The sequence below is a fragment of the Legionella lytica genome, from assembly GCF_023921225.1.
Classification (GTDB): Bacteria; Pseudomonadota; Gammaproteobacteria; order Legionellales; family Legionellaceae; genus Legionella; species Legionella lytica.
On the sequence record NZ_CP071527.1, the window covers coordinates 1,318,586 to 1,339,916 of the forward strand.

Sequence of the window (21,331 nt, forward strand, 5' to 3'; positions counted from 1 at the left end):
AAAGATTTTCTTGGGAATATGTGTTTTGCTATGACTACCTATAATGGATAAAACAGAATATTTGCAACCTTTTATAAATATGGATTTTTTTGTTTTATTATACTGCAATAAAAATGAGCTTAGCTAAAAAGCAAAGCTCATTTTTATCCTAAATAGAAAAGTAATGACTTATTTTTTCTTCATAAAAGGCAGCATTTTTCTCAATACATCGTCTTTTACAATAAAGTGATGGTGTAATGCTGCCGCAACATGTAAACCAATTAATACAGCAAAAACAAAGCCTAAGGTGGAATGGGTTTGAAAATAAAAATCTGCCATTTGCTGGTTTGCAGAGATTAAATTGGGTAAGTCAAATAAGCCAAAAAAGCTAACTACTCGTCCATCTGCAGCAGACATTAAATAGCCCAATATAGGCATAGCTAATAGCAAGATAAACAAAGAGTAATGAACGATTTTTGCCAGTATGTGTTTCCAATAAGGCTGAGAGGGGTCGAGCGGTCGAATAGTTACCATTCGCCACAGAATAAATAATACGGAGAGAACCAAAATGGTTACCCCAAATGATTTATGTAATAGTACGTATTGCGTTTTTATTGCATCACTTATTGAAATAAAATTAGGTGACCAAACCCAATAAAATTGAGCACAAACCAATAAAGCGATAACCCAGTGGAAGAACTTAGAGATACTGCCAAATGCATTCAGTGTATTCCTTAGCATAATAATTCCCTAAACTAATTCATATTAGTACGGTTGATAAAAAATAGTTTTTCTTAGTTTAGCAAAAAAACGTGCCTTGCTAAGCGCACATTGGCTCGTGATCATTACAACAAAATCACTAGGTAGGAGACGTAGCCCGTATTAACGTGGTGTAATACGGGAGCACAGCTTGGTTTGCGCACAGCGCTCAATGTTGTTGCGCGTAATATTCTGAAGCTAAATAATTAAAACCTTAGTTCCTGGATTAGCTTTTACCCACTTAGCTACATACTCAATGTAGTTATTTTTACCAACAGCAATACAACCACGTGTTGAACCAGGCAAGTTGCTTAACCAACCCAATACATTACCTGACTGAGTAGGCCCATGAATCCCTACATCTCTACCTGTGTATCCAGCAGCTACTTGCTTTGAGGTTGGATAGAGAATTGGAATAAAGACTTTAAATTGCTTGGACTTTCTTGGATAAGCTAGTCTATATAAGCCAATCGGTGTTTTATTATCGCCGGCTTTCTTTTTACCCACACCTTTGTTTCCGAGAGCGACTCGAAATGACTTAACTACAGTACCCTGTTTACATATATTTAAAGTTCGTTTTTTAGTGTGAACATTGATTCCACTTTCTAAAGGACAGGTTCCATTAGCAAATAAAGCGATAGGAAAAAAAAGAGAAATCATTAATAAAATTGCTTTAATTTTCATATAAGTATATTAATGTTGTCTAGGTTGGGCAATAATTATCCCATAATATTCATTTTATTCATAGGTCTCTCTGGCTAAATCTTCCTTTACTAGCTATCAGAAGAAACCCGATTTAATTAACATATTGATTTTAAATGGTATTTAATTTTTTTATCCAATGATTGAGTTTGATTCTTGATGATTTTAAGTCAATTTGTGTTAAAGTTGGCTCAAAATGGTGTTTCTAGGAACTTTAGTATGCCTTTAATTAATAAAATCTCCTTAAAAATACGGTGTCTTATAATTGTATTGAGGCTTTAAATGTAAGAAGTGATGCCATTAAGTTAAGAGGCATGGGCTATAATCTTACATGTACTCTTAGTTTAAGAAGAACGGATAAGAAGTACAGGGGTAGAAGCAATGCGCATAATATGTTCTGCCACACTGCCTAAAAGAAAACGGCTAAATCCTTTTCGGCCATGAGTGCCTAAAACCAATAAATCTGCAGGCCATTCTTTTGTCGCTTCAACAATTAGATCTGCAATTCTCCCTTGAAATTGCCCTAACTCCAGAAGGGCTGTCTCTACTTTAATAGATGTCTGCTCTCCGATTAATTGTGTCGCTTTGTTTAAAATATCCTGTCCTTCTTTTCTTAGCACTTCTATATATGCCGAATAATCAAAGCCTGGACCACTGTAATAAACTAAGGACTCATCAACGACATGGACAATTTTTAATTGAACATCTTGGTTTTTTATTAATTTAATGACTTCTTCTATTGCTGAATTGGATGTGTCGCTACCATCAATGGCTAACATTATCTTTTTATAAAACATAATAGCTCCTTCTTATTAATCCAACTCTTTAATTTATTTATTATAGCACCGGGATTAGCTTAAGAAAAAACAGAAGAATTGGCTAAACTCATAGCTTCTCGGATTTCGCAGTGCTGCATTAGGCTACCTTTCGATATAAGTGTATGAGTGTGGTGCATTTCTTCTTGTGGCATGATCATTTAATTCCTGAAGGTGACCATGCTTGTTATTGCTATAAAACAATTGAGTTAATAATCCGTTGTCAGAATTTATAAATGTATTTAGAACACTTAGAACTACTACTATTTTTGCTCCATAAGCCCAAAATAGTGATTTTTTGTATTTAGTTGCGCTTTTCCATATGACTATCCAAATAAACAATAAGTAAGTTAAGCAAAAAGCGAGAAATAGATATAGAAGATACATCCCGGATGGGGTAGGGGAATGTGTAACCGATTGATAAGCATGATCAAATAAGAAACGAAGCGCACTTGAAACGATTATCCCTAAGATCCAAAAATTAAACCATAATGGATAATCACCGTTCCATAGTTTTCTTAACATACCCATCCTTATTCGAACGCTATTTTAAGTCTGTTATAAGTATAGTTCAGTAAAAAAGCTTATTTAGTGTTGCAAAAGGTGGGGAGGGAGCTTCACGGCTCCTATTTGGTGGCAGGAGTAACGAGCCATCAAAAAAAACTAATCTTTGCTATGCTTAAAGCACAGGCGCGTAAATTAAAAGATTATACTCAAAATTAAGAGGTTTATTCTTAGCGAGGGGCAGGAATGATGAAGAAAACCGTATTTTATTTATTAGTCTTAATTGGCGGTTTGTTTTTATTATTTGTCTCTTATCATTGGTTATTCAGCGTCACAGGGGCAACAATGTATGGTGGCGGGGTTACCGCCATCCCTGGCTCGGCACCAGCTCCTATAGCAACATACGCTCGATTAGATAATGCTGCGATGACCTCTGTGCCCCAAACCACCCCCGTATCACCATCAGCAGAAAATGTAATAAGGCGAATGATCATTCGTAATGCCAATATTACATTGCAGGTAACTGATATTAATCATGCTTTGGATGCCATCATGAATCTGGCTAATACTTCAGGAGGATATGTTGTAAGCTCTAATATCAGTCAGAATGCGGGTAGTACTTCGGGCGAAATCAGCATTCGAGTTCCTGCGCAAGGTTTAAATAATGTATTGAAACAATTAAAATCATTATCCACTCAAGTGACGCAAGAGACTATTAGTGGAGAGGATATTACCCAGCAATACGTCAATTTACAAAGCCAGTTAGAAAATCTACTGAAATCAAAAAGCCAACTCGAAAAAATTATGCTAGGCGCAACTAAGACCGAAGACGTGCTTAAGGTGCATCAACAATTAACTGATACTCAGGGACAAATAGATGTTCTTGAAGGGCAAATAAAATATTATAAGGAATCAGTCGCCTTATCTTTAATAAGTATCTCATTGACCATGAGTCCTGCCATACAAAATGAATATCAATCGCAATGGCGATTAGCCGAAGCATTTAAGAGTTCTTATGTGGATTTGGTTAATGGATTACGTAATTTCACTTATAGCTTGATTCAAATTAGTGTTTATTATCTACCATTAGCGTTGTTATGGGGATGTTTGTGCCTTGTTATTTACTGGATAGGAAAAAAAATCTATAACTCATTATAGTTCACTAAATTGATAAGCAGAATATGAGACAGCCCCTATTTGGGGCTATCTTCATGTTTTTAACTGCTAGGGTTGTTTTACACCTTCTTCTATCCGCGCTCCAATTTCCTGGTCAATATTTTTCCAGTATTGAATCGCTCTTTCTAGTATTGGTTTAGTAACCCCATCTTTTAGATGGCCAACAACGTTACTTACAAGCCTGCTTCGCTCTTCATCATTCATGACCTTACGCACTAATGTATTCGCCTGTCCGAAGTCATCATCATCTTTACGCAAAGTATATGCTTCACGTACCAAGTCCCCATGGGCGTTCCATGTTGCAACTTCTGGATTGAGTGAGCTATCGGCTATTGGGCCACCTTTGGTGTTCGGTGTATAAACAGGATCTGCAACATTTTCAATACGCATTGCGCCATCTTTACTGTAGCTATGGACAGGGCATTGTGGTTTATTGACAGGTATTTGTTTATAGTTAACACCTAATCGTGCTCGATGTGCATCAGCGTATGAAAAAACTCGCGCAAGAAGCATCTTATCCGGACTAATACCCGTGCCTGGGACCATATTATTTATTTCAAAGGCAACTTGTTCCATTTCTGTGTGATTATCGGTTGGATTACGATTCAGAGTAAGTTTTCCAACTTTAATAAGAGGATAATCTGCATGTGGCCAGACTTTGGTGAGATCAAATGGATTATAGCGATAAGTTTCTGCCTCATGAAATGGCATAATTTGCATGTGCAGAGTCCAACTTGGATGATCGCCACGTTTGATTGCCTCGAATAGATCACGAGTATGATAGTCCCCATCTTTTCCGGCAAGATAATCTGCCTCATCCTGGGTTAGGCATTCAATGCCTTGATCGGTTTTAAAGTGATATTTTACCCAGAATTTCTCGCCTTCGGCATTCACCCACATATAGGTATGGCTTGAAAAGCCGTCCATGTGCCGCCAAGTTTTAGGAATACCACGATCCCCCATTAACCACGTCACTTGATGTGCTGATTCGGGAGACAAAGTCCAAAAGTCCCATTGCATGTCATGATCGCGTAAATTATTATCTGCACGTCGTTTTTGAGAGCGAATGAAATGCTGGAATTTCATTGGATCGCGGAGGAAAAAAACGGGAGTATTGTTGCCTACGAGGTCGAAGTTTCCTTCTGTAGTATAAAATTTTACAGCAAATCCACGAGGATCACGCCAGGTATCTGGGCTGCCGCGCTCACCAGCAACGGTTGAAAAACGCATGACTAGATTGGTTTTCGCTCCAGGTTGAAAGACCGCCGCTTTGGTATACTTACTGACATCTTCTGTTACTTCAAAATGCCCGAATGCACCACTTCCTTTCGCATGAGGCTGACGTTCAGGTATTCTTTCACGGTTAAAATTGGCCATTTGCTCAATGAGATAGTGATCATGCAGAACAATAGGGCCATTTGGTCCAACAGTCAGTGAATGTTCCGTACTAGGAACTGGGATTCCTGAATCTGTCGTTGTAAATTTTTGAGTCTTGTCTTTATCCGTCACGTTACTACCTCCCTTAATATGTAATCCTTAAAAAGCCATAGTTGAGCTGCATTGCTTACAAGTCTATTTTATCTGTTTCATCAATACTAGATAAAATTTCTAGGTGTGTCGAAAATCATAGTATATCAAGAGCCTTATGAGCAATGAGTACAAAATGTTGTAAGTCACTTTGGTCATCTTAGGACTGATTTTTATTCTCGCAGTAGAGACAATAATTTCCTTTGATCTTCATTGCTTGCTTATTATTACTAAATATTATGTTAGCATCTCTACACATGTAACCTATTAAAAAGAAATTAATTTAAGGATAAATGATATGCGTTTAGGAGTTTCTGTTCTAGGTATCGCCAGTGCTTACTTGTACTCTTCATGTGCTCTAGCTGGTGAATCAGGTATATCCACTATTAATTGTGCGACTACGAGTTATCGTTCAGTGATTTCTTTTTTTGGTGGTTATGCCAATATTAATGCTGGGGGCAGGGTTTCTTATTTGGGGAGTGATGGTACAGTTTATTCCTACCGAAGTTCAAAAGATGGTCAAAGCGATGGTTTTCTTGGAGGATTTATAGGAATTGAACATCCTATATCTTGGTATAATCTATTGGTGCAAGCTGGCCTGGAGTATAGTTATTTTGGTCCTGTGGGTGTGGAGGGGCTGAATACTGTAAGTATGACTTCTGGGGCATCAACGTTGCATCGTTATCGCTATAATCTCCTAGCACACCAATTTCTTGCTTCAGCAAAATTTTTAACGACTACTCATGGTCGTTATCATCCTTATGTCTCCGCTGGAATAGGGGCAGCAGTTACTAATATGGAGAATTTTCGAGTAACAGCCGTTCAAGAAAGTGGTGTGAATACTACTCCATTTTTCTCAGAGCATAATGCAACCCGATTTAGCTACAGTGTTGGGCTGGGTGTGGACGTAGATGTTAATCAATATACTCGTTTGGGATTAGGCTACCGATTCAGTGGATTAGGCGATGCTGCATTGAAAAGAGGGCAGATGCTTACAAATAATGAACTTGTTCCAGTACCCTTTGCCCTTGGTGTTCATAACACCCATGCGAATCAATTAGTCGCGCAAATCACCTTTGTAGTATAAAGGGATACCACATAAACATTTTATTTTACCACGTCGTTCTTCTCTGTGCCGAAGATGACGTGGCTTAGTCAACACACTTAAATAAGTACTATTTAGCCTGAACGACTATCCACAAATTTTATTTCTTGGATTTCAATATTGATAATCCATTTCATCCTGCAATTACCATGTAACGCAGTAAAAATTCCTAACTAAATGTTCAATAAAAATGAAGTCTTAATATTACGATAATATTCATTATTTATACTCGCTGTTTTTTTCAAACCCAAAACAAGATAACGTGAATAAAAAATATACGTTTTTTTATGAATTAACTGAGTATTAATATGAAAGAAATTAGTAATCGATTATATCTACTTATTCGTGAGCAACTGCAGATATTTAAAAAAGAATTCCAGGTTCAGGAAAAAAATTCATTAGGCAATGGACCTTATTACATCTTGATCTGTCCTGTACCGGCTAAAAATAATATTACTACCGAGTTGGGTGAGCTTATTCCCATTGATACTCATATTTCTATTTATAAAGAAGATAAAAGGGAGCTGGTTCATTCTGCATTTCATTTAACTGTAAACTTAACAAATAAGTCTGGGGTGAAATATTGTGCACACCTCTTCTATGACTTGTGTGGTGATTATCTCTTTTATTCGTTCAAAGATGCAGGGAATAATTCCTACGAATTGGAATCTAAAGAAGAGCTATTAGGTTTTGGCAAAAAAAATATTCAAAGTTTTCTCGCTATTCTTTCGGAATTGCGGCAAAACTATTACAAGCAGTATAGCACCCTCGTTAATAAAGCAAATAATTTCAGTAAGTCACTGGACAATAATGAAGCTCAGGGCTTAAGCAAAAAAACATTATTGCGCTATAAACATAGTTTAAGCGAGTTGATTGCTTTCATTGAAAGCGGAACCGGGTTTAATCAAAAGCACTTAGAGGGTATCAAAATACATCAGAGTTTGCTTCAGGACACAGAACAAAAATTAGAGTTATTGCAGTCGGCTTCTCGCAGTACTGAGCCCGTTATAGTAGAAACAACGGCCTCCGAAGAGCCCAGCTTGCCAGCGGGAAACAAATCAGTGGAAAAAGAATCTCATTCTACGAAAATGGATGAGTTGAACAAAAAAATTAACGCTTTGAGCCGGAAAAAAAACAGAACCCCGAGTTTACTGCTGCAAGAGCATGAATTATATCTAAAAAAATTAGCTCTCCTCAAAAAAAAGGATAGCAATTCGTTGAAAAAAAGCCCCAAAAAAACAAATAACTACAGTACTGATGATGAGTTCATTATTGTCTTGAATAAAGAGCTGCAATTAAAGGAAGAAATTCATTCGTGGATTCTAAATATATTGAGAGATGATAGCCGATATAGCACCGAGCAAAACTCGCTGCTTCTTCTTATCCAAGAGAGCTCCCTTAACACCAACATATTACTCCAAGCTACCGTAGAATATAACCGGTTGCCTATGTTCGAATATTTGGTCGCACAACGTAAAGACCTTGATGTGAATGCTCGTATGTCTATGTCTATGTTGGAAATTGCTTATAAAAAGCGACATATTGATATGTTTAAACTTCTTTTACAACATAAGGCATCCCCAGATGTTATTTGTAGTAATAAAAAATCTCTTCTGTATTGTGCTTGTGAAGAGGGGCGCTTCCAGGAAATGGAACTACTGTTAGAAGCGGGAGCTGATCCCTTAATAAAAACTGCCGATGGACTTAATTCTTTTGGGGCTTTGCTATTACATTTGCAACCTAATTTGGAACAGGTACAGCTTTTTTTAAAATACGCTCCCAGTGTCCTACATCAAATACAAGGTAAAAAAAATCACGAATGTACTCCTCTAGTCTTTGCCTGCCAAAGACGTTGGAATAAGGGGGTCCTATTTTTGTTAGAACAGGGTGCCAATTCGAATATAAAACGTGATGGTGGGTTTACCGCATTAGGAATGTGTGTGGTTAAGAATGACTTGGATTTATTTAAAATAATTTTGAAACACTCAAAGGTTGCTCTAAAAGAAAGTCTGGAAAATGCTTTGGATATTGCTGTATTTCTCAAACAAAGGAAAAATCAGGATCCTAGTCTTTTTATTCAGGAAATCATCTGTTATAACAATAGCCGAAAACTGGAAACACATATTCCTGAATTTAAGGACGCATCTAATCGGCTCGAGAAAGCAATAAGTCTCCATAAAAAAGCGTCTGTCAATCCACAAAATTTTTTCCAAGCCGGCAAGAAATATAATAAAGAACTGGGTGATGAGCCTACACTCTCCCCATCAAAATGATAAAAAGAGTTCTGGGGGTGCAAAGCGCACCTCCACTGTTCAATCATAAAATTTATATTTGAAAGATATCCAATCTAGTTAGAGATATTAGGGAAGGCCGCTTATAATTAGTATAAGGAGTTTCAATTTATTTCAACTGGAGCTTATCATGGATACGAACAATGATTACAAGATGCTTCGGGTTGCCTTAGTTACTTTTGGTTTGATTTTTATCTTCGCAGTATATCCACTAACTCGTTTCTGGCCTTCAGGCTGGGCATGGCATCTAGTTGGCCAAAACGTCTATTTACAAATGATATTAGGACTTTATGCTACATTGGGTGTTTTCTTAATCCTGGCTGCTAAAAATCCAATTCAGCATTTAAGTTTAATTTGGTTTACTGTTTGGTCTAGCATAGTGCATGGTGGAATCATGGCTATCCAAGCACTATATTATCCTCAACATTTTGCTCATTTATATGGCGATGTTCCTGCTTTATTTATTATTGCGATTGTTTTGGCCGTTTTAACACCGCGCCAAAGCACTGTAGCAAGGTAAAGACTGCAGAATTGGTTGGGCATGGCTCAACATTGAGTTCTGATGTGGCTCGATGTCCTGTTAGACCATATACATATCGTTCTCGTATAGCAATAGCAGGGACGATTAAGGATACTGCATTTGTGTGCAAAACCCAGGGACGAGCTTCTCTGTGTCTCAGATGCTAAAAATAAAGTACACATCCCGATTATTTTATTGTATTGTCTTTGGATAAATATTTATTGCTTGGTAGTAATCAATGGCCGTTTATTTTTTGTTTGGTAAAACAGGTTCTGGGAAAAGCTATATAGGAGGGCTACTCGAAAAGTTAAACATCCTCCATATCGATGGTGATAAACATATCACCCAAAAAATGCTGGATTGTTTAATTGAAGATGAACAAATGACCCCAGAAATGATTGATGAATTTGTCAACGTATTAATCGATGTTATCAAAACACAAAAAGAAAATCCTCCGGAGCAGAGTTTTGTTATCTCACAAGCAATGTATCTCGACAAACATCGTCTTAAGTTATTAAATGCGATACCGGATCTTAAATTTGTAATGATTGAGGTTGAAGCAAAGATTCGAGAAAATTTCATCACCAGCCGTTATCAAAATAATAAAAGTAAAGTAAGTTTGCGATATGCCAATGAGATGGATAAATTCTTTGAAAGACCTTCACATGAAATAATTCTGTTTGAAAATAATCACCAAGCAGATGATATTCTTATACAACAAATCCATGAAAAAATGCCCATTCTTTTTAACATAGAAGCAAGTGAAGAGTTAACCTCATGCACCCAACAATTCACTAGATAACTTTTATTTGTTATTGATATATTAAATATTTTTTATTTAGAGGCTAGAACTCTAAACCAATATTCATTGGTATTGTTTAATTATAGTAATACTCTTTTATTTTTTGAGGCACGTAGTCATAGATAATTAATTTGTATATCGAGTGATAACTACGTCGCACTTTGATTAAAAACTTTAAGCTGGTATTTTATTTGTCACTAGATGAGGTGGAGTTGCCCCTATAAAACCGGACCACTTAGCCAGCCAAAGCCCTTTTGATAAATTGTCTTGGTGCCATCATATTTAACCCTTTATGGGGCGCATGTTCATTGTAGTCCTTGAACCAATCGGGTAACTTCCTCATGAGCGTGAGCGCATCAAATGGATCGCTAAATGCGACATAGTCTCTCTTAAACGTTTTGACGAATGCCTCAGCCATTCCATTACTTTCAGGGCTATAAGCTGGCGTGGTTCTCACATCAAAGCCAAGTTTCCTAGCAAATGCTACTGTTTCGCGAGCTGTATAACAAGGCCCATTGTCACTAAGCCACTGTATCGGCTTTGCTAATACGTCGATTTTGCCAAAACGATACTCCATACTTTCAAGTAGCAAGTCTCTAATAGTTCTACCATCTATGCCGATAGTTGATGAAACGTAACTAATAACCTCTCGGTCACAGGTATCCATAGCAAAAGCAACATGCACTCGATCTCCGTTAGCACACTGAATGGTAAAGCAATCAGAGCACCAACGCGTATTACTTTTTAAAGTAATCACCTTACCGTCGTGAGAACGTGTTGGTTTTTTCTTAGGAGCCAGAAGCAATAAATTATTGAGCTTCATAATGCGATATACACGTTTGTGGTTCACTTTTAATCTGCCTTCAGACTGCAGTCGATGGTTGAGTAAAACAGTGACTCTTCGATAGCCATAGCTACAGCGTTTGTCCGTGATTTCGCGAATATAAGGGAGCAGTTCGTTATCCTCTGTTTTAACGTAATGGTTCTTTTGTGGTTTCATTTTTTTAAGCCTTTCTGTTAGATTTGAACGGGATACTTCTAGAGCACTGGCTATCCCTCTTATTCGAAATCGCTTATTCCGAGCAAGGGTTGCCGCGAGATCAGTTTTTTTTCCCGGCCTAGCTTTACCGCTTCACGTAGTATTTCGTTCTCTAACGTTTTTTGGCCTAACACTTGTTCTAGTTGCTTAATTCGCCTTTTGAGTTCATTCGCTTCACTTTGGGGGACCACAGACTCTTCAGCCTTTACTCCAGTCAATGCACTGCTCTCCATTAATTTACGCCAATAAAATAATTGGCTGGGCGGTATTCCATGTTTTCGCGCAACGTAAGATACCGTTGTTCCTGAATGATAGGTTTCATGGACTATTTGTTGTTTCTCTAACGGCGTCCAACGACGTCGATTGCTGCTTGAGTGGATTATTTCATTACATTCTAATGATGTCGATACAGTCATATTACTAGTCCTATTCCTAGTCGTTAATTATTGGCTAGGTGGACCGGTTTAAATGGGGGGCACTACATGAGGCAAGTAAAACAAAATTATTTTTCTAATGTCCTGATAGTCACTGATATAGTTAAAAAGCACATGTAGGAGGCATTTGTGTTACAACTTGGTATTTGCCGCATAAAATAAGTTGAAATATCGATAAAAATTCTTTTTCGGTGGTTGTTTTTAGGTCGGTTAAATCGCAGGCTTGCCTAAAGGCATTACTTATTTCTTCAATGGTTATAGATACTTTATTACCTCCTATCATTGAATATAAGCGACATCGTGCAATATATTGAGGATCTTCTAAAGTCCAAAAACGGTTGTAATTGCTGTCAAAGTAAACTTCGTATAATCGAGCTGATGCAAACTCATGAATGTTAATCCATTCTTGCTCAACATTAGCATTGTGTTGTTGTAAGGTACGACGTATTTTTAGGATATGTTCGTTGAACATTATTGTTCCTTTTAATTGTGTTATAGGGTAAGTAAATAGTTCGCATGTGCTAAGGCATCCATAAAATGGATTACTACACTTCCATAGAGTTGGATGAACTTTATTAAGTGTGGATTATTTTAAGGCAATTGGTGATTTATTAAAATATCAACCTGTGCTTTTTTGAAAAAAACATTTAATTGAGTAGTGAAACTATAGAGCAATCTTTATGGTCAAATTTATTTTTTCCCATAGATTTTACCGGCGCCAAAATCGAGTACAACACAAGGTTCATTACCTATAACCCATGCATCATGGCCGGGGGGGATAACAGCAACATCTCCTTGGCTCATTTCTTTTTGCACGCCATCGTCCATTACGACTGCCATTTTCCCAGAAACTACATAATTGATATGCGCAACTTCACAGCTTTTAGTCTCCACTGTGGGTTTGACACATTCAGACCATTTCCATCCTGGTTGGAAAATAGCACGCATAATTGTAGTATCTCCAAAATTGAGGACTTCAATTTTTGTTTTGGGCAACTCTCTGGTTTCATCTGCTAAAGTAAAATTTTTTAATTCCATTGTAGTCATGATCTAATATCCTCTTTAATGCTGAATGTTCTCATGCCTTATCACAGGTTGTGCAGGAGCCTTCTGAATGTTCTCATGCCTTATCACAGGTTGTGCAGGAGCCTTCTGAATGTTCTCATGCCTTATCACAGGTTGTGCAGGAGCCTTCTGAATGTTCTCATGCCTTATCACAGGTTGTGCAGGAGCCTTCTGAATGTTCTCATGCCTTATCACAGGTTGTGCAGGAGCTTTCTGAATGTTCTCATGTTTTATCACTGGGTGTGCAGGAATTTCTTGTTGTTTCAATGGCTTTAATTTCTCCTGTTGAGGAACTGGCATAGGCGTTGGATGCTGAGCAGGACCTTGAATTTGCTGATTTTCTTTGACCGGTGTATTTAAAGGTTGTAGATTCCGCGTTGTTGGTATGGGAGTAACTGATTTTTGATTATTTAATGGTATGCCAGGGTTGTTTGTTAACTCACCTTTTACTTTGGTAAAAGAGGCTGGTGGAGTAGAAGGCTGATTTTTAATAATGGTGTGCTGAGTTATTACTTTTTCTGGAGGTTTCACCCCTTTGGTGAGCGTTCCCCCCAATATGCTTTGATTTATAGGCGCTATTGGCGCATGAGTAAGTGATGGGGCTTTAAGTAATTCTGGTTGGGTAAGTTTAATAGCAGCTTTATTAACCGGTTGCGCATTGATAAAAGCATTTTTGTTAACACTAGTAATCGCATTCTCAATGTGTTTATTTTTATAGTCAAATTGAGCGTTATTTTTTTGATACCAGTTATTAACATCTATGTTGTGAAAATAAGTATTACTGACATTTAATTGATTAAAATAAGCACCACTTACTGCATATGCAGGGGTGTATATTTCACCAGGGCCCAAAGGAAACCAGGAAATATTGTCATTGCCTGTTTCGATAAATACTACCAAAGCTGGCGCATAAAGAGCTTCAACATCTACCGGACCAGGAACCCACGCCCAGCGATCATCGATAAAAGCCCAGCGACCATAATGGAATGGTGCAAATCCCCATGGTTGATTATCTACCCACGTCCATCCCCACTGATTTAACCATATCCATTGACCATCTCTATAAGGAGCCCAATCTGAGCCAACGTTTTCTGGTATCCAGATATTTCCATAGTTATCATCAATTTGCCAGCTGCCAGACGATTCAAGATCCTGATAGCCTAAAACACTGGGAGAAACATAATTAGATGAGTTTTTCGCCTCTAAGCGGTGTTTTTCTTGCTGTAATACCAAATTATCAAATTCATCTAAAGATTTTAATTGGGTACATTCAGGGTTTTGAAGGTCTATACCGGTGTAACGACAAGTAGTTCCTTCTTTTATTTGCTGGGGAGCAGGTGTATTTTGGCCATATACTTCGGCTAAACCTATTTTTATACTGACTACAGTAGACGAGGTGTTTTCGTCGTTTGTGACATCAACTCGGTAATATCCTGGTTTATTTATAATTAATGCAATATTGGGGGTATCTACTTCGTAAGTTTTTCCAGATTTTATTTCGTTGGCAATTAAAACTAGGCTTCCTTCTGCCAGCTGAAATTGTCCTAGATCCTCTGTAAGATTTACTATTTTTAAACTGGTCGAGCTATTAAGCCAAATCGCCGTTTTGCTACTAAATTCTAGGGCTGCTTTTGCAGACGTGTCTGTCCACAGACTATCACCTACAACTAAAGGTCTATTAAGTGATGCATCAACCCATTGATCTTCTCCTGCAGGTAGTAAACTGACACTACCAGTGACTAAATTTAATCTGGCTATATCTGTTAAAGGATCTGCGAATGCCGTATTAAATAAAATAACAGAAGCAAATAAATAAAATACTATCACTATGCGGATTTTCTTAAGCATGTCCATGATAAGTTCCTTCATCTTTTACTTCCCTATACTAAATTATAGTAAAAGGTGTCTAATAATAGATCACATTTATTTGTGTGAGGCAAAAATAATCGAGTAATAAACCAGGCAGAATGAGCCACGTTTTAAGACGCGAATAGATGATTAATTTTAAAAATCAATTAGCTTAAAATGGCCTGGATTAATGAAGATTAAGGTGAGTTATTAATGACCTTGACAAAGTAACATCAGGGTGAATAACATGAGGCCATTTTGTTTAATCTGGAATACTTGATTGTCATACTGCAAAGAAACCCAATGGTTTCTTTTAAAGAACCAACGTATTTTTTGCTCTTCAGCTACAGGAATTAGTATTTTTTGGCTGCAAATCACTATTTCCAGAAAGTTTTTCTAATCCGTGGCTAATGGTTTGAACCATTTGAGCATTTTTGTTTTTAGTATCAGTTGATGGAGATAAGACTACACATGACTCATTTTGATAGGATGAAAATATATTAGTACCTCCGGCATTAATGTGTTTTTTTGCCAACTAGATGAGGTTATTTATCCAAAATTTTTATTACATCGTTAGGAGTATATCTCGATTCAAATGACATAAAAACTCCTAAAGAAATAAAAATAATTTTAACAGAAAAACATTAATGTTTTGTTAACTAGACTATTTGTTGTTAGTTTCAGCAGACTCCGTTATGTATTCGTCTAGCGTTGGGCTATCGAGATTGATAATGGGGGCTCGCCTATACGCAGCAGAACCCCCAAGTAGAAAGAAGGCGATATGCTGCAAATAATGAGCTTCCATACTTAATATTCAAAAACTTCCATTAGCATCGATGAATAAAATGAGGGGCATTTAAATTTTGAATTAAATAGTCTAAAAATGAGTTCTGGTTAAAATACAATGAGGAGCTGAGGGGGGCTTTCAGACAAGGCTATGCAGCGTGTTTTCACCAGGCATATCGGCATCCCAAGCGTATATTTTCTCTCCAGCCAGCGTTTACAGAGCATGTGCAGGCGTAATGGGGAAAGACCCTAATTATCCTAATATATATAATTTCCCCTGCGCTTTATGGTATTTTTGGAAGGATGTATACCATTGTTAATCAGAGAATCTTAATATGATATATTTTAAGAAAATATTTTTATCAATTACTTTGCTTGTTTTTGTTGGCCATGCGTTTGCTATGGTAGATAAGGAGAAACAACAAATTACTTCACGTCATTTTACCATTGCCCCTCCATTTTCAATTAAATCTGTTGAAGCATATACCAATATTCCCAACTTCTCAGTTGTAAAGACATCAGATTATACATTTGACGTGTTCTTTGACTATATTTATCCTGCACCTCGTTCATATGCTTCTGTTAAACTGTGGGTTATGAGTGAAAATGATAAAAGCTATGCTGAGTTTGTTAGTAATGAAATAGGTATTCAGTTTATTCAATGTATTCGCTGTCCCCATATTAATAAAATTGACTCTAATAATTATCAATTTATATTTGAATAAATTGATTCAGCGGAGGGCTTATGGATTTCGAAACATTGAAAATTATAGAGTGCGTATTAAGGTGCTCTGCGGCTGATTAAGGTGTCCCGGGAATTGGGAAAGACCCATTATATGGCGTGCTCGGAGGGGCTCGAACCCCCGACACCTTGGCTCGAAGCCAATTTGATCAATATTAAATATTAATAAAATCAGCTGCTTGCGATGTGGTGATTTCGTCAATTACTGCGCAGAACTGCCTACACCAGCGGTAGATATACTATACTTTGTTACAAATCTGCTACAGTAAATTCTTGTAGTTTCCTGCTCAATAAAGTTGATTAATTCTTTTTCTGTTGGTAATACAGTTTTATATTTAGAAGCAAAAATTTGCTTGTTTTCTTTTAGTACCGAATATTTAACCATAGTTTCGTCTTTGTCAGCGCAAAGGATAATGCCTATTGTTGTGTTATCGTCTTTTCCTCGCTTTAATTCATCAAACATTCGTACGTACATATCCATTTGACCAATATCTTGGTGTGTAAGTTTTCAGTTTTTAAATCAATAACAACAAAGCATTTTAAAAGATAATTGTAGAAAGCCAGGTCAACATAGAAATGAGATGTCTCTGTACTTACACGTATCCGTGCAATGAAAACCCCTTGTCAATTCTAAAAGAAATTTTTGTAAGTGCGCTATAATATTTGACTCTAAAATGCTTTATTTTCCTGTCAAATCATCAGGAACATTTAAAAACTCTAAGATATAAGGGTCTTTAATAAACTCAGATCAATTGTGTCTGTGAGCAGACACTATTTAGAGGAAGAAAGTGGATAGAGCGTGCTCTAATATAAATGAAGAGCAGTTGTATTCTGATATAAGTCAATTGATAGAAATTACTCAGCAAAGAAGTGGTTCTAATATGGGGAAAGGTCAGCATTTTCTGACGCAACTCTTCGTTACCAATATTGTCATCAGTGATTGAAATGAAAATACTTTATCAAAGCCAACTAGATAAAGGCTGCATAGTATCTTCAGAATCATCATAAACATAAGTTTTAAGGTCTTCATAGATAACATTATCAACAATACTCTTTGCTTCATGAGTACTTCTTAACTGTTCGATGCCTTGTTGTAGCTCTGTCGATGTTAAGTTATCATCTATGTTAAGTAATATATTATCCAGATTGGCCAGTATGATGGCTCGCATTGCAGGATGTTCAATTTTTATAAGTATTAAGTTCAAAGAGGTTACTATTATTCTGAAATCATTATGATCAAAATGGGTAATATGTCGATTTAAAAAAGAAAAATAAGCATGAGCCGCATCGTTCTGAACATTTTCATCTGTTGGCCATATTTGATGAGCAAGGTGTATAATTTGTTTTTGAAATCCATGATGTTCCTTACCTGAGCAAAGTAAATCCATAAAGATATTAAAACAATAAGCATTTACTTCAGGTGTCTTAATCATTTTTTTTATTTTTTGTATTAATGAATGTGCGTGTTGTTTTGAGGTTGGTGCAAGTGCTTTGTCTACGAGCATTTCCCGGCATATTTCAAGTAGGGGCAATGCTATAATAGACAGGATTTTTGTATTTGGTAGAAGGTCTAAATCTCTAATAGGCGAAGCTAAAAAATTTAACTTCCAAGGCTTTGCTAACACAGTCTGGTAGACATCTAACATTTCGGGCGGGGGAAGTATGTATAGGCATACCCTGGCTAAGGGTGGGGTACCAGAGACTGTTAAGCCCGAAAATAAATCGAAACGTTGCTGAGGTGAAAGTAGACTGTCTAAAGTATTGTAAAGGAGCGGGCTAAAATTAGAGGGGTATTCTTCAAAGCAGAATTTTTGGATGTGTTTTAGAAGCGCTTCTTCAAATACAGAAGGAAGTAATTTTTTTTCTAATGCATTACAGAATATAGATAATATAGCGAGTCTATCTAGTTTACTGGTTTTAAGAAGCAAGAGTTGTTCAAGTTGATTGCATTGTTCATGAGTCAATGGTAGTGGATGCATGACACGAATAAGCAAATCACCTGCTGTGTTAGGATCTCTGCTGTCTGTTTCTATTAAACTTATAAGTTTATTTCCTAATAAGAGTTTTTTATCCCGATTATCTGCTATTTCAGGATCGAGTAAGAGAGCAATATTGACCAAATCCAGTAAATCAGTTATTTGCTTCTGACTATAAAATAGATTTAAGGCCTCATTAAGTACGCTTTTGGGAGTAGACATTGCCTTTTTGCAAATAAGTAACACTTTTAGTATAGTCCGTATGTCTGGGTTATTGCGTATTTTCTCCAGAACAAACTCCCATGTCTCGTCTGATAGTGGTGATCGTAAGGTAATCTCTGTGCTGTATCGACCGGATACAAAAAACTCTGACACTAATACGTCACTTACTTTATCTTGCATTTCTGATGGTATATCAATTTGCTGAAGGGCCTTGAATGCCATATATTTAGCACTCTCATCCACATCCGGGGTAGACAAAATAGTCAGAATTTTTCTAATTATCGCAATCTTGGTTTCATCATTATACTTTATATTAAGTAGATATAGTGGATAGTCCAGCTCCTTCATATATAAACCCATTCCAAGCTTCATTACTTCAACTTCATTACTAAAAATGTTTATTAGGAGGGAGCCCATTTCATATTTGGTTTTGTCATGTACAATCATTCGTGAAAGCGCTCTCCAATTACGGCATGCCTTAGCTTGTGCCTCATATTGGTACTCAATTTCGCAGGTATATCTCCGTAATGTTAAGAGTACTTTTCTACTCAAATGGGTGGCTTGATGAAGAGTTTCTTTGCTTGTATTGATAAAAGTAAATTGCTGCACACCTTCAACTCGAGCTCGAGGATAACTGGTTTCAAAATAATAAAAATAGGCTACCAAGGGATATATCATGCAATTAGATCTAACCTTTGTAGTATCACAAAAAAATTGATCTAGGACGGGAATAACGTCTTCAGGTCTAAACTGAGCATTTGACATTCGTTGAATTAAATTCTTACTTTCCGCACTTAGACTTGATTTAAAGAAGCCAAGTGACTCATCATGCTCATTAATATAATTAAGAAATTTTACAAGAAGTTCAGAGGGAGTTAGAGAATGATTTTTAATAATAAGTTCTTGAATTATTTTCTTGTAAAAGTTAATTAATGTATTCATAAGTATATTCAACTAATTAGGTTATATCTCTTTGAAAGAATTTGTTATATATCCTTTAAACGATCATATTACCTAATTACCGATGGCCTCTTTGTTATTTATTTGCTCAATTAGAGCATATTATAACACAAGACAATTGAGGTTTGTTAAGAATGTGAATACTCGATGGGTAGAATTATAATTTCTGTTGATGTCATGATACATTCTTATGATTTTCATATTATTTATATTCCCTTTCTATTAGTAGTAGCTAATGAGGGCTTTTTTCCAGTTTGATCGAGTATAAATATTAATAAAATCAGTTGCTTGCGATATAAGAAATGGCGCGCTCGGAGGGACTCGAACCCCCGACACCTTGGTTCGAAGCCTGATGCTCTAGTTTTAAATTCGTTATAAATCAATATCTTGTGAAGCGTCAAATTCACAAACTACTGCCTAAAACTGCCTATTACAGCGTAGTACGGTCACAGTTGAGACACGTTTTGGTGACAGAAGAAAATTAATCACTTTGTTTTAATACCAAACACGAACAAACATATAGTAATCAATACGCAAAATCCACACGTCAATTTTTGATGATTTTGTTGGGTTCTGTATTTTGTATTATATCGATTTCTCGTTTGATCTCTTTTTTAAGTTCTTCTTCTGAAGGTAAATGTAATTGATATCTGCTCGCAAAGATTTGTTTTGCTTTTTCGCCAAGTAAATATTTAGCCATTGTTTCACTTTTTTGGGTACAGAGAACTAAACCAATAGTGGGATTGTCATCCTCCTGTTTTATCTCTGCATCAAAATAATTTACATAAAGTTGCATTTGACCGAGATCGGCATGAGTTAACTTTCTGGTTTTTAAATCAATAATGACATAACACTTTAATATGACATGATAGAACACTAAGTCGGCGTAGTAGTGATCCCCATCAAAAGTTAGTCGCTTTTGTCTTCCAATGTATGAAAAGCCAGTGCCTAATTCTAACAAAAACTTCTGCAGATTATTGATTAAAGCCTCTTCTAACTTTGACTCTACCAAACGGTGTGATTCAGGTAAACCTAAAAACTCAAGAATCAAAGGCTCTTTGATGGCATCCTCTGGTTTATTGATTTCTTGCCCATCTCGAGACAAAGCTAATAATCCTTCTTTATCTTTACTTTTAGCTAGGCGATCTATTGATTTGCCGTTCTAACTCTCGACCACTCCATGCATTTTTTTCTGCTTCTACTGTATAAAATTGCCTTGCTTCCGGGCGATCTATTCGCATTAATGAGCGGTAGTGGATCCAGCCTAAATTTGGGCTTAATGATAATTCATTAGAAGATTTACCACGCACTGCGTGGTGAATTGTAATGTCGGGATACACAAGATAGAACTGTCTGATATCTCGGAGTGTACTGACACTAAAACCTTTACCATACTTTTTTGTTAATCGATTTATTTTATAACCATGAAGATGGTCTTGAATGAATTCTTGCAGCCGTCGCCTTGCCCCTTCTTCTCCTGGTGTCCAAAACTGAGGGAATTGTGAGGCCCAATCGAGAGATGGTACCAGCCCCCAATCGTTAATTGCATCACTTTTCAAAGCTAGGGAGCCTGGATGGTGCGTTATTAATTGTTCTGATGGAGGGCTAAGCACTTGTCGACAGGTCTTCCAATAAGGGGTAAAAACTTTAAAAAAATCACCGCTTTTAGTGCTAATCGTCCAGGGTTCATTAAATAAGCTGCCATTAAAACTAAAGACATCGATTCCAGAGCCTGGAAGCGTTGCTTTGATTTTTTTATCGCGCTCGATACTTTTGGGTTCATAACACCGATTCCAATAAATCGCATCAATTTCTGTAACTTTTACTAGGTCTAAAAGTATCTCTAATGCGGCTCTTTTGCGAAGAATAAGCGTTAAGTTAAGCTTTGTGGTTAATGAGTGATTAAGTGCATTAAGGCTGTGATGAAGCCACCAGGCTTGCGCGTCACCAAGAACACTATTCTCATCCAAGATATAGATTGGAATTACGGTGTCGTGATTTATGCATGCCTCAAAAAATGCAGGATTATCAGCCAATCGCAAATCCTGTCTAAACCAAACTAATGCGCTACTCATGCCA

17 protein-coding genes and 2 pseudogenes are annotated in these 21,331 nt (G+C 36.8%); 7 read left to right on the plus strand and 12 right to left on the minus strand.

Annotation, left to right across the window (positions count from 1 at the left end; translation table 11 throughout):
• Nucleotides 1-168 precede the first annotated feature (168 nt).
• The 3 genes from J2N86_RS05905 to J2N86_RS05915 form a co-directional block, all read right to left on the minus strand.
• Nucleotides 169-720 (minus strand): cytochrome b, encoded by a 552-nt coding sequence (locus tag J2N86_RS05905; protein ID WP_252581709.1) that lies wholly within the window; start codon nt 718-720, stop codon nt 169-171.
• A 216-nt stretch (nt 721-936) separates the two neighbouring features.
• Nucleotides 937-1,422 (minus strand): L,D-transpeptidase family protein, encoded by a 486-nt coding sequence (locus J2N86_RS05910; RefSeq protein WP_252581711.1) that lies wholly within the window; start codon nt 1,420-1,422, stop codon nt 937-939.
• Nucleotides 1,423-1,784: 362 nt separating this feature from the next.
• Nucleotides 1,785-2,237, minus strand: coding sequence for a universal stress protein (locus tag J2N86_RS05915; protein ID WP_252581713.1), 453 nt, complete (start codon nt 2,235-2,237; stop codon nt 1,785-1,787).
• 768 nt (nt 2,238-3,005) lie between these two features.
• Between J2N86_RS05915 and J2N86_RS05920 the strand changes: the two genes are divergently transcribed.
• On the plus strand, nt 3,006-3,917 hold the full coding sequence (locus tag J2N86_RS05920; protein WP_252581714.1) for a DUF4349 domain-containing protein: 912 nt from the start codon (nt 3,006-3,008) through the stop codon (nt 3,915-3,917).
• Between the two features lie 66 nt (nt 3,918-3,983).
• On the opposite strand, the gene J2N86_RS05925 is transcribed toward J2N86_RS05920, so the two are convergent.
• On the minus strand, nt 3,984-5,444 hold the full coding sequence (locus J2N86_RS05925) for a catalase (RefSeq protein WP_252581717.1): 1,461 nt from the start codon (nt 5,442-5,444) through the stop codon (nt 3,984-3,986).
• 316 nt (nt 5,445-5,760) lie between these two features.
• Between J2N86_RS05925 and J2N86_RS05930 the strand changes: the two genes are divergently transcribed.
• The 4 genes from J2N86_RS05930 (at nt 5,761) to J2N86_RS05945 (ending at nt 10,180) form a co-directional block, all read left to right on the plus strand.
• Complete coding sequence (locus J2N86_RS05930; RefSeq protein WP_252581720.1) at nt 5,761-6,549, plus strand: outer membrane protein; 789 nt, start codon at nt 5,761-5,763, stop codon at nt 6,547-6,549.
• A gap of 326 nt (nt 6,550-6,875) precedes the next feature.
• The gene (locus J2N86_RS05935) at nt 6,876-8,840 is read left to right on the plus strand and encodes an ankyrin repeat domain-containing protein (RefSeq protein WP_252581722.1); all 1,965 of its coding nucleotides are present in this window, start codon (nt 6,876-6,878) and stop codon (nt 8,838-8,840) included.
• 148 nt (nt 8,841-8,988) lie between these two features.
• Entirely contained in the window at nt 8,989-9,378 is a 390-nt protein-coding gene (locus J2N86_RS05940) for a DUF6632 domain-containing protein (protein ID WP_252581724.1), read from the plus strand.
• 238 nt (nt 9,379-9,616) lie between these two features.
• Entirely contained in the window at nt 9,617-10,180 is a 564-nt protein-coding gene (locus tag J2N86_RS05945) for a hypothetical protein (protein ID WP_252581727.1), read from the plus strand.
• Nucleotides 10,181-10,415: 235 nt separating this feature from the next.
• Here J2N86_RS05945 and J2N86_RS05950 read toward each other — a convergent pair.
• The 4 genes from J2N86_RS05950 to J2N86_RS05965 form a co-directional block, all read right to left on the minus strand.
• Nucleotides 10,416-11,635, minus strand: a protein-coding gene (locus J2N86_RS05950; protein ID WP_252581730.1) for an IS3 family transposase whose coding sequence is annotated in 2 segments (ribosomal slippage) — nt 10,416-11,293 and nt 11,293-11,635 — 1,221 coding nt in all. Because the reading frame shifts where the segments join, the coding sequence is not laid out codon by codon here.
• Nucleotides 11,636-11,756: 121 nt separating this feature from the next.
• Nucleotides 11,757-12,125, minus strand: a complete 369-nt coding sequence (locus J2N86_RS05955) for a hypothetical protein (protein ID WP_252581733.1) — start codon at nt 12,123-12,125, stop codon at nt 11,757-11,759.
• Nucleotides 12,126-12,343: 218 nt separating this feature from the next.
• Nucleotides 12,344-12,700 (minus strand): cupin domain-containing protein, encoded by a 357-nt coding sequence (locus J2N86_RS05960; protein ID WP_252581736.1) that lies wholly within the window; start codon nt 12,698-12,700, stop codon nt 12,344-12,346.
• Between the two features lie 15 nt (nt 12,701-12,715).
• Nucleotides 12,716-14,587 carry a DUF6600 domain-containing protein gene (locus J2N86_RS05965; RefSeq protein ID WP_252581739.1) on the minus strand — a complete coding sequence of 624 codons (1,872 nt, stop codon included), beginning with the start codon at nt 14,585-14,587 and terminating at the stop codon, nt 12,716-12,718.
• Nucleotides 14,588-15,687: 1,100 nt separating this feature from the next.
• Between J2N86_RS05965 and J2N86_RS05970 the strand changes: the two genes are divergently transcribed.
• Together J2N86_RS05970 and J2N86_RS16215 are read left to right on the plus strand one after the other, a co-directional pair.
• Entirely contained in the window at nt 15,688-16,077 is a 390-nt protein-coding gene (locus J2N86_RS05970; protein ID WP_252581741.1) for a hypothetical protein, read from the plus strand.
• Nucleotides 16,076-16,153: pseudogene (locus J2N86_RS16215) on the plus strand (transposase); the annotation flags it as partial. The gene J2N86_RS05970 and the pseudogene J2N86_RS16215, both read left to right, overlap by 2 nt.
• A gap of 143 nt (nt 16,154-16,296) precedes the next feature.
• Here the strand turns inward: J2N86_RS16215 and J2N86_RS05975 are convergent.
• The 4 genes and pseudogenes from J2N86_RS05975 to J2N86_RS05990 form a co-directional block, all read right to left on the minus strand.
• Nucleotides 16,297-16,706: pseudogene (locus tag J2N86_RS05975) on the minus strand (PDDEXK nuclease domain-containing protein).
• Nucleotides 16,707-17,053: 347 nt separating this feature from the next.
• Nucleotides 17,054-19,234: a hypothetical protein gene (locus J2N86_RS05980; RefSeq protein WP_252581745.1), complete on the minus strand. Its 2,181-nt coding sequence runs from the start codon at nt 19,232-19,234 to the stop codon at nt 17,054-17,056.
• Between the two features lie 565 nt (nt 19,235-19,799).
• Nucleotides 19,800-20,357 (minus strand): PDDEXK nuclease domain-containing protein, encoded by a 558-nt coding sequence (locus J2N86_RS05985; protein WP_252581748.1) that lies wholly within the window; start codon nt 20,355-20,357, stop codon nt 19,800-19,802.
• Nucleotides 20,358-20,385: 28 nt separating this feature from the next.
• On the minus strand, nt 20,386-21,327 hold the full coding sequence (locus tag J2N86_RS05990; protein ID WP_252581750.1) for a deoxyribodipyrimidine photo-lyase: 942 nt from the start codon (nt 21,325-21,327) through the stop codon (nt 20,386-20,388).
• Nucleotides 21,328-21,331 lie beyond the last annotated feature (4 nt).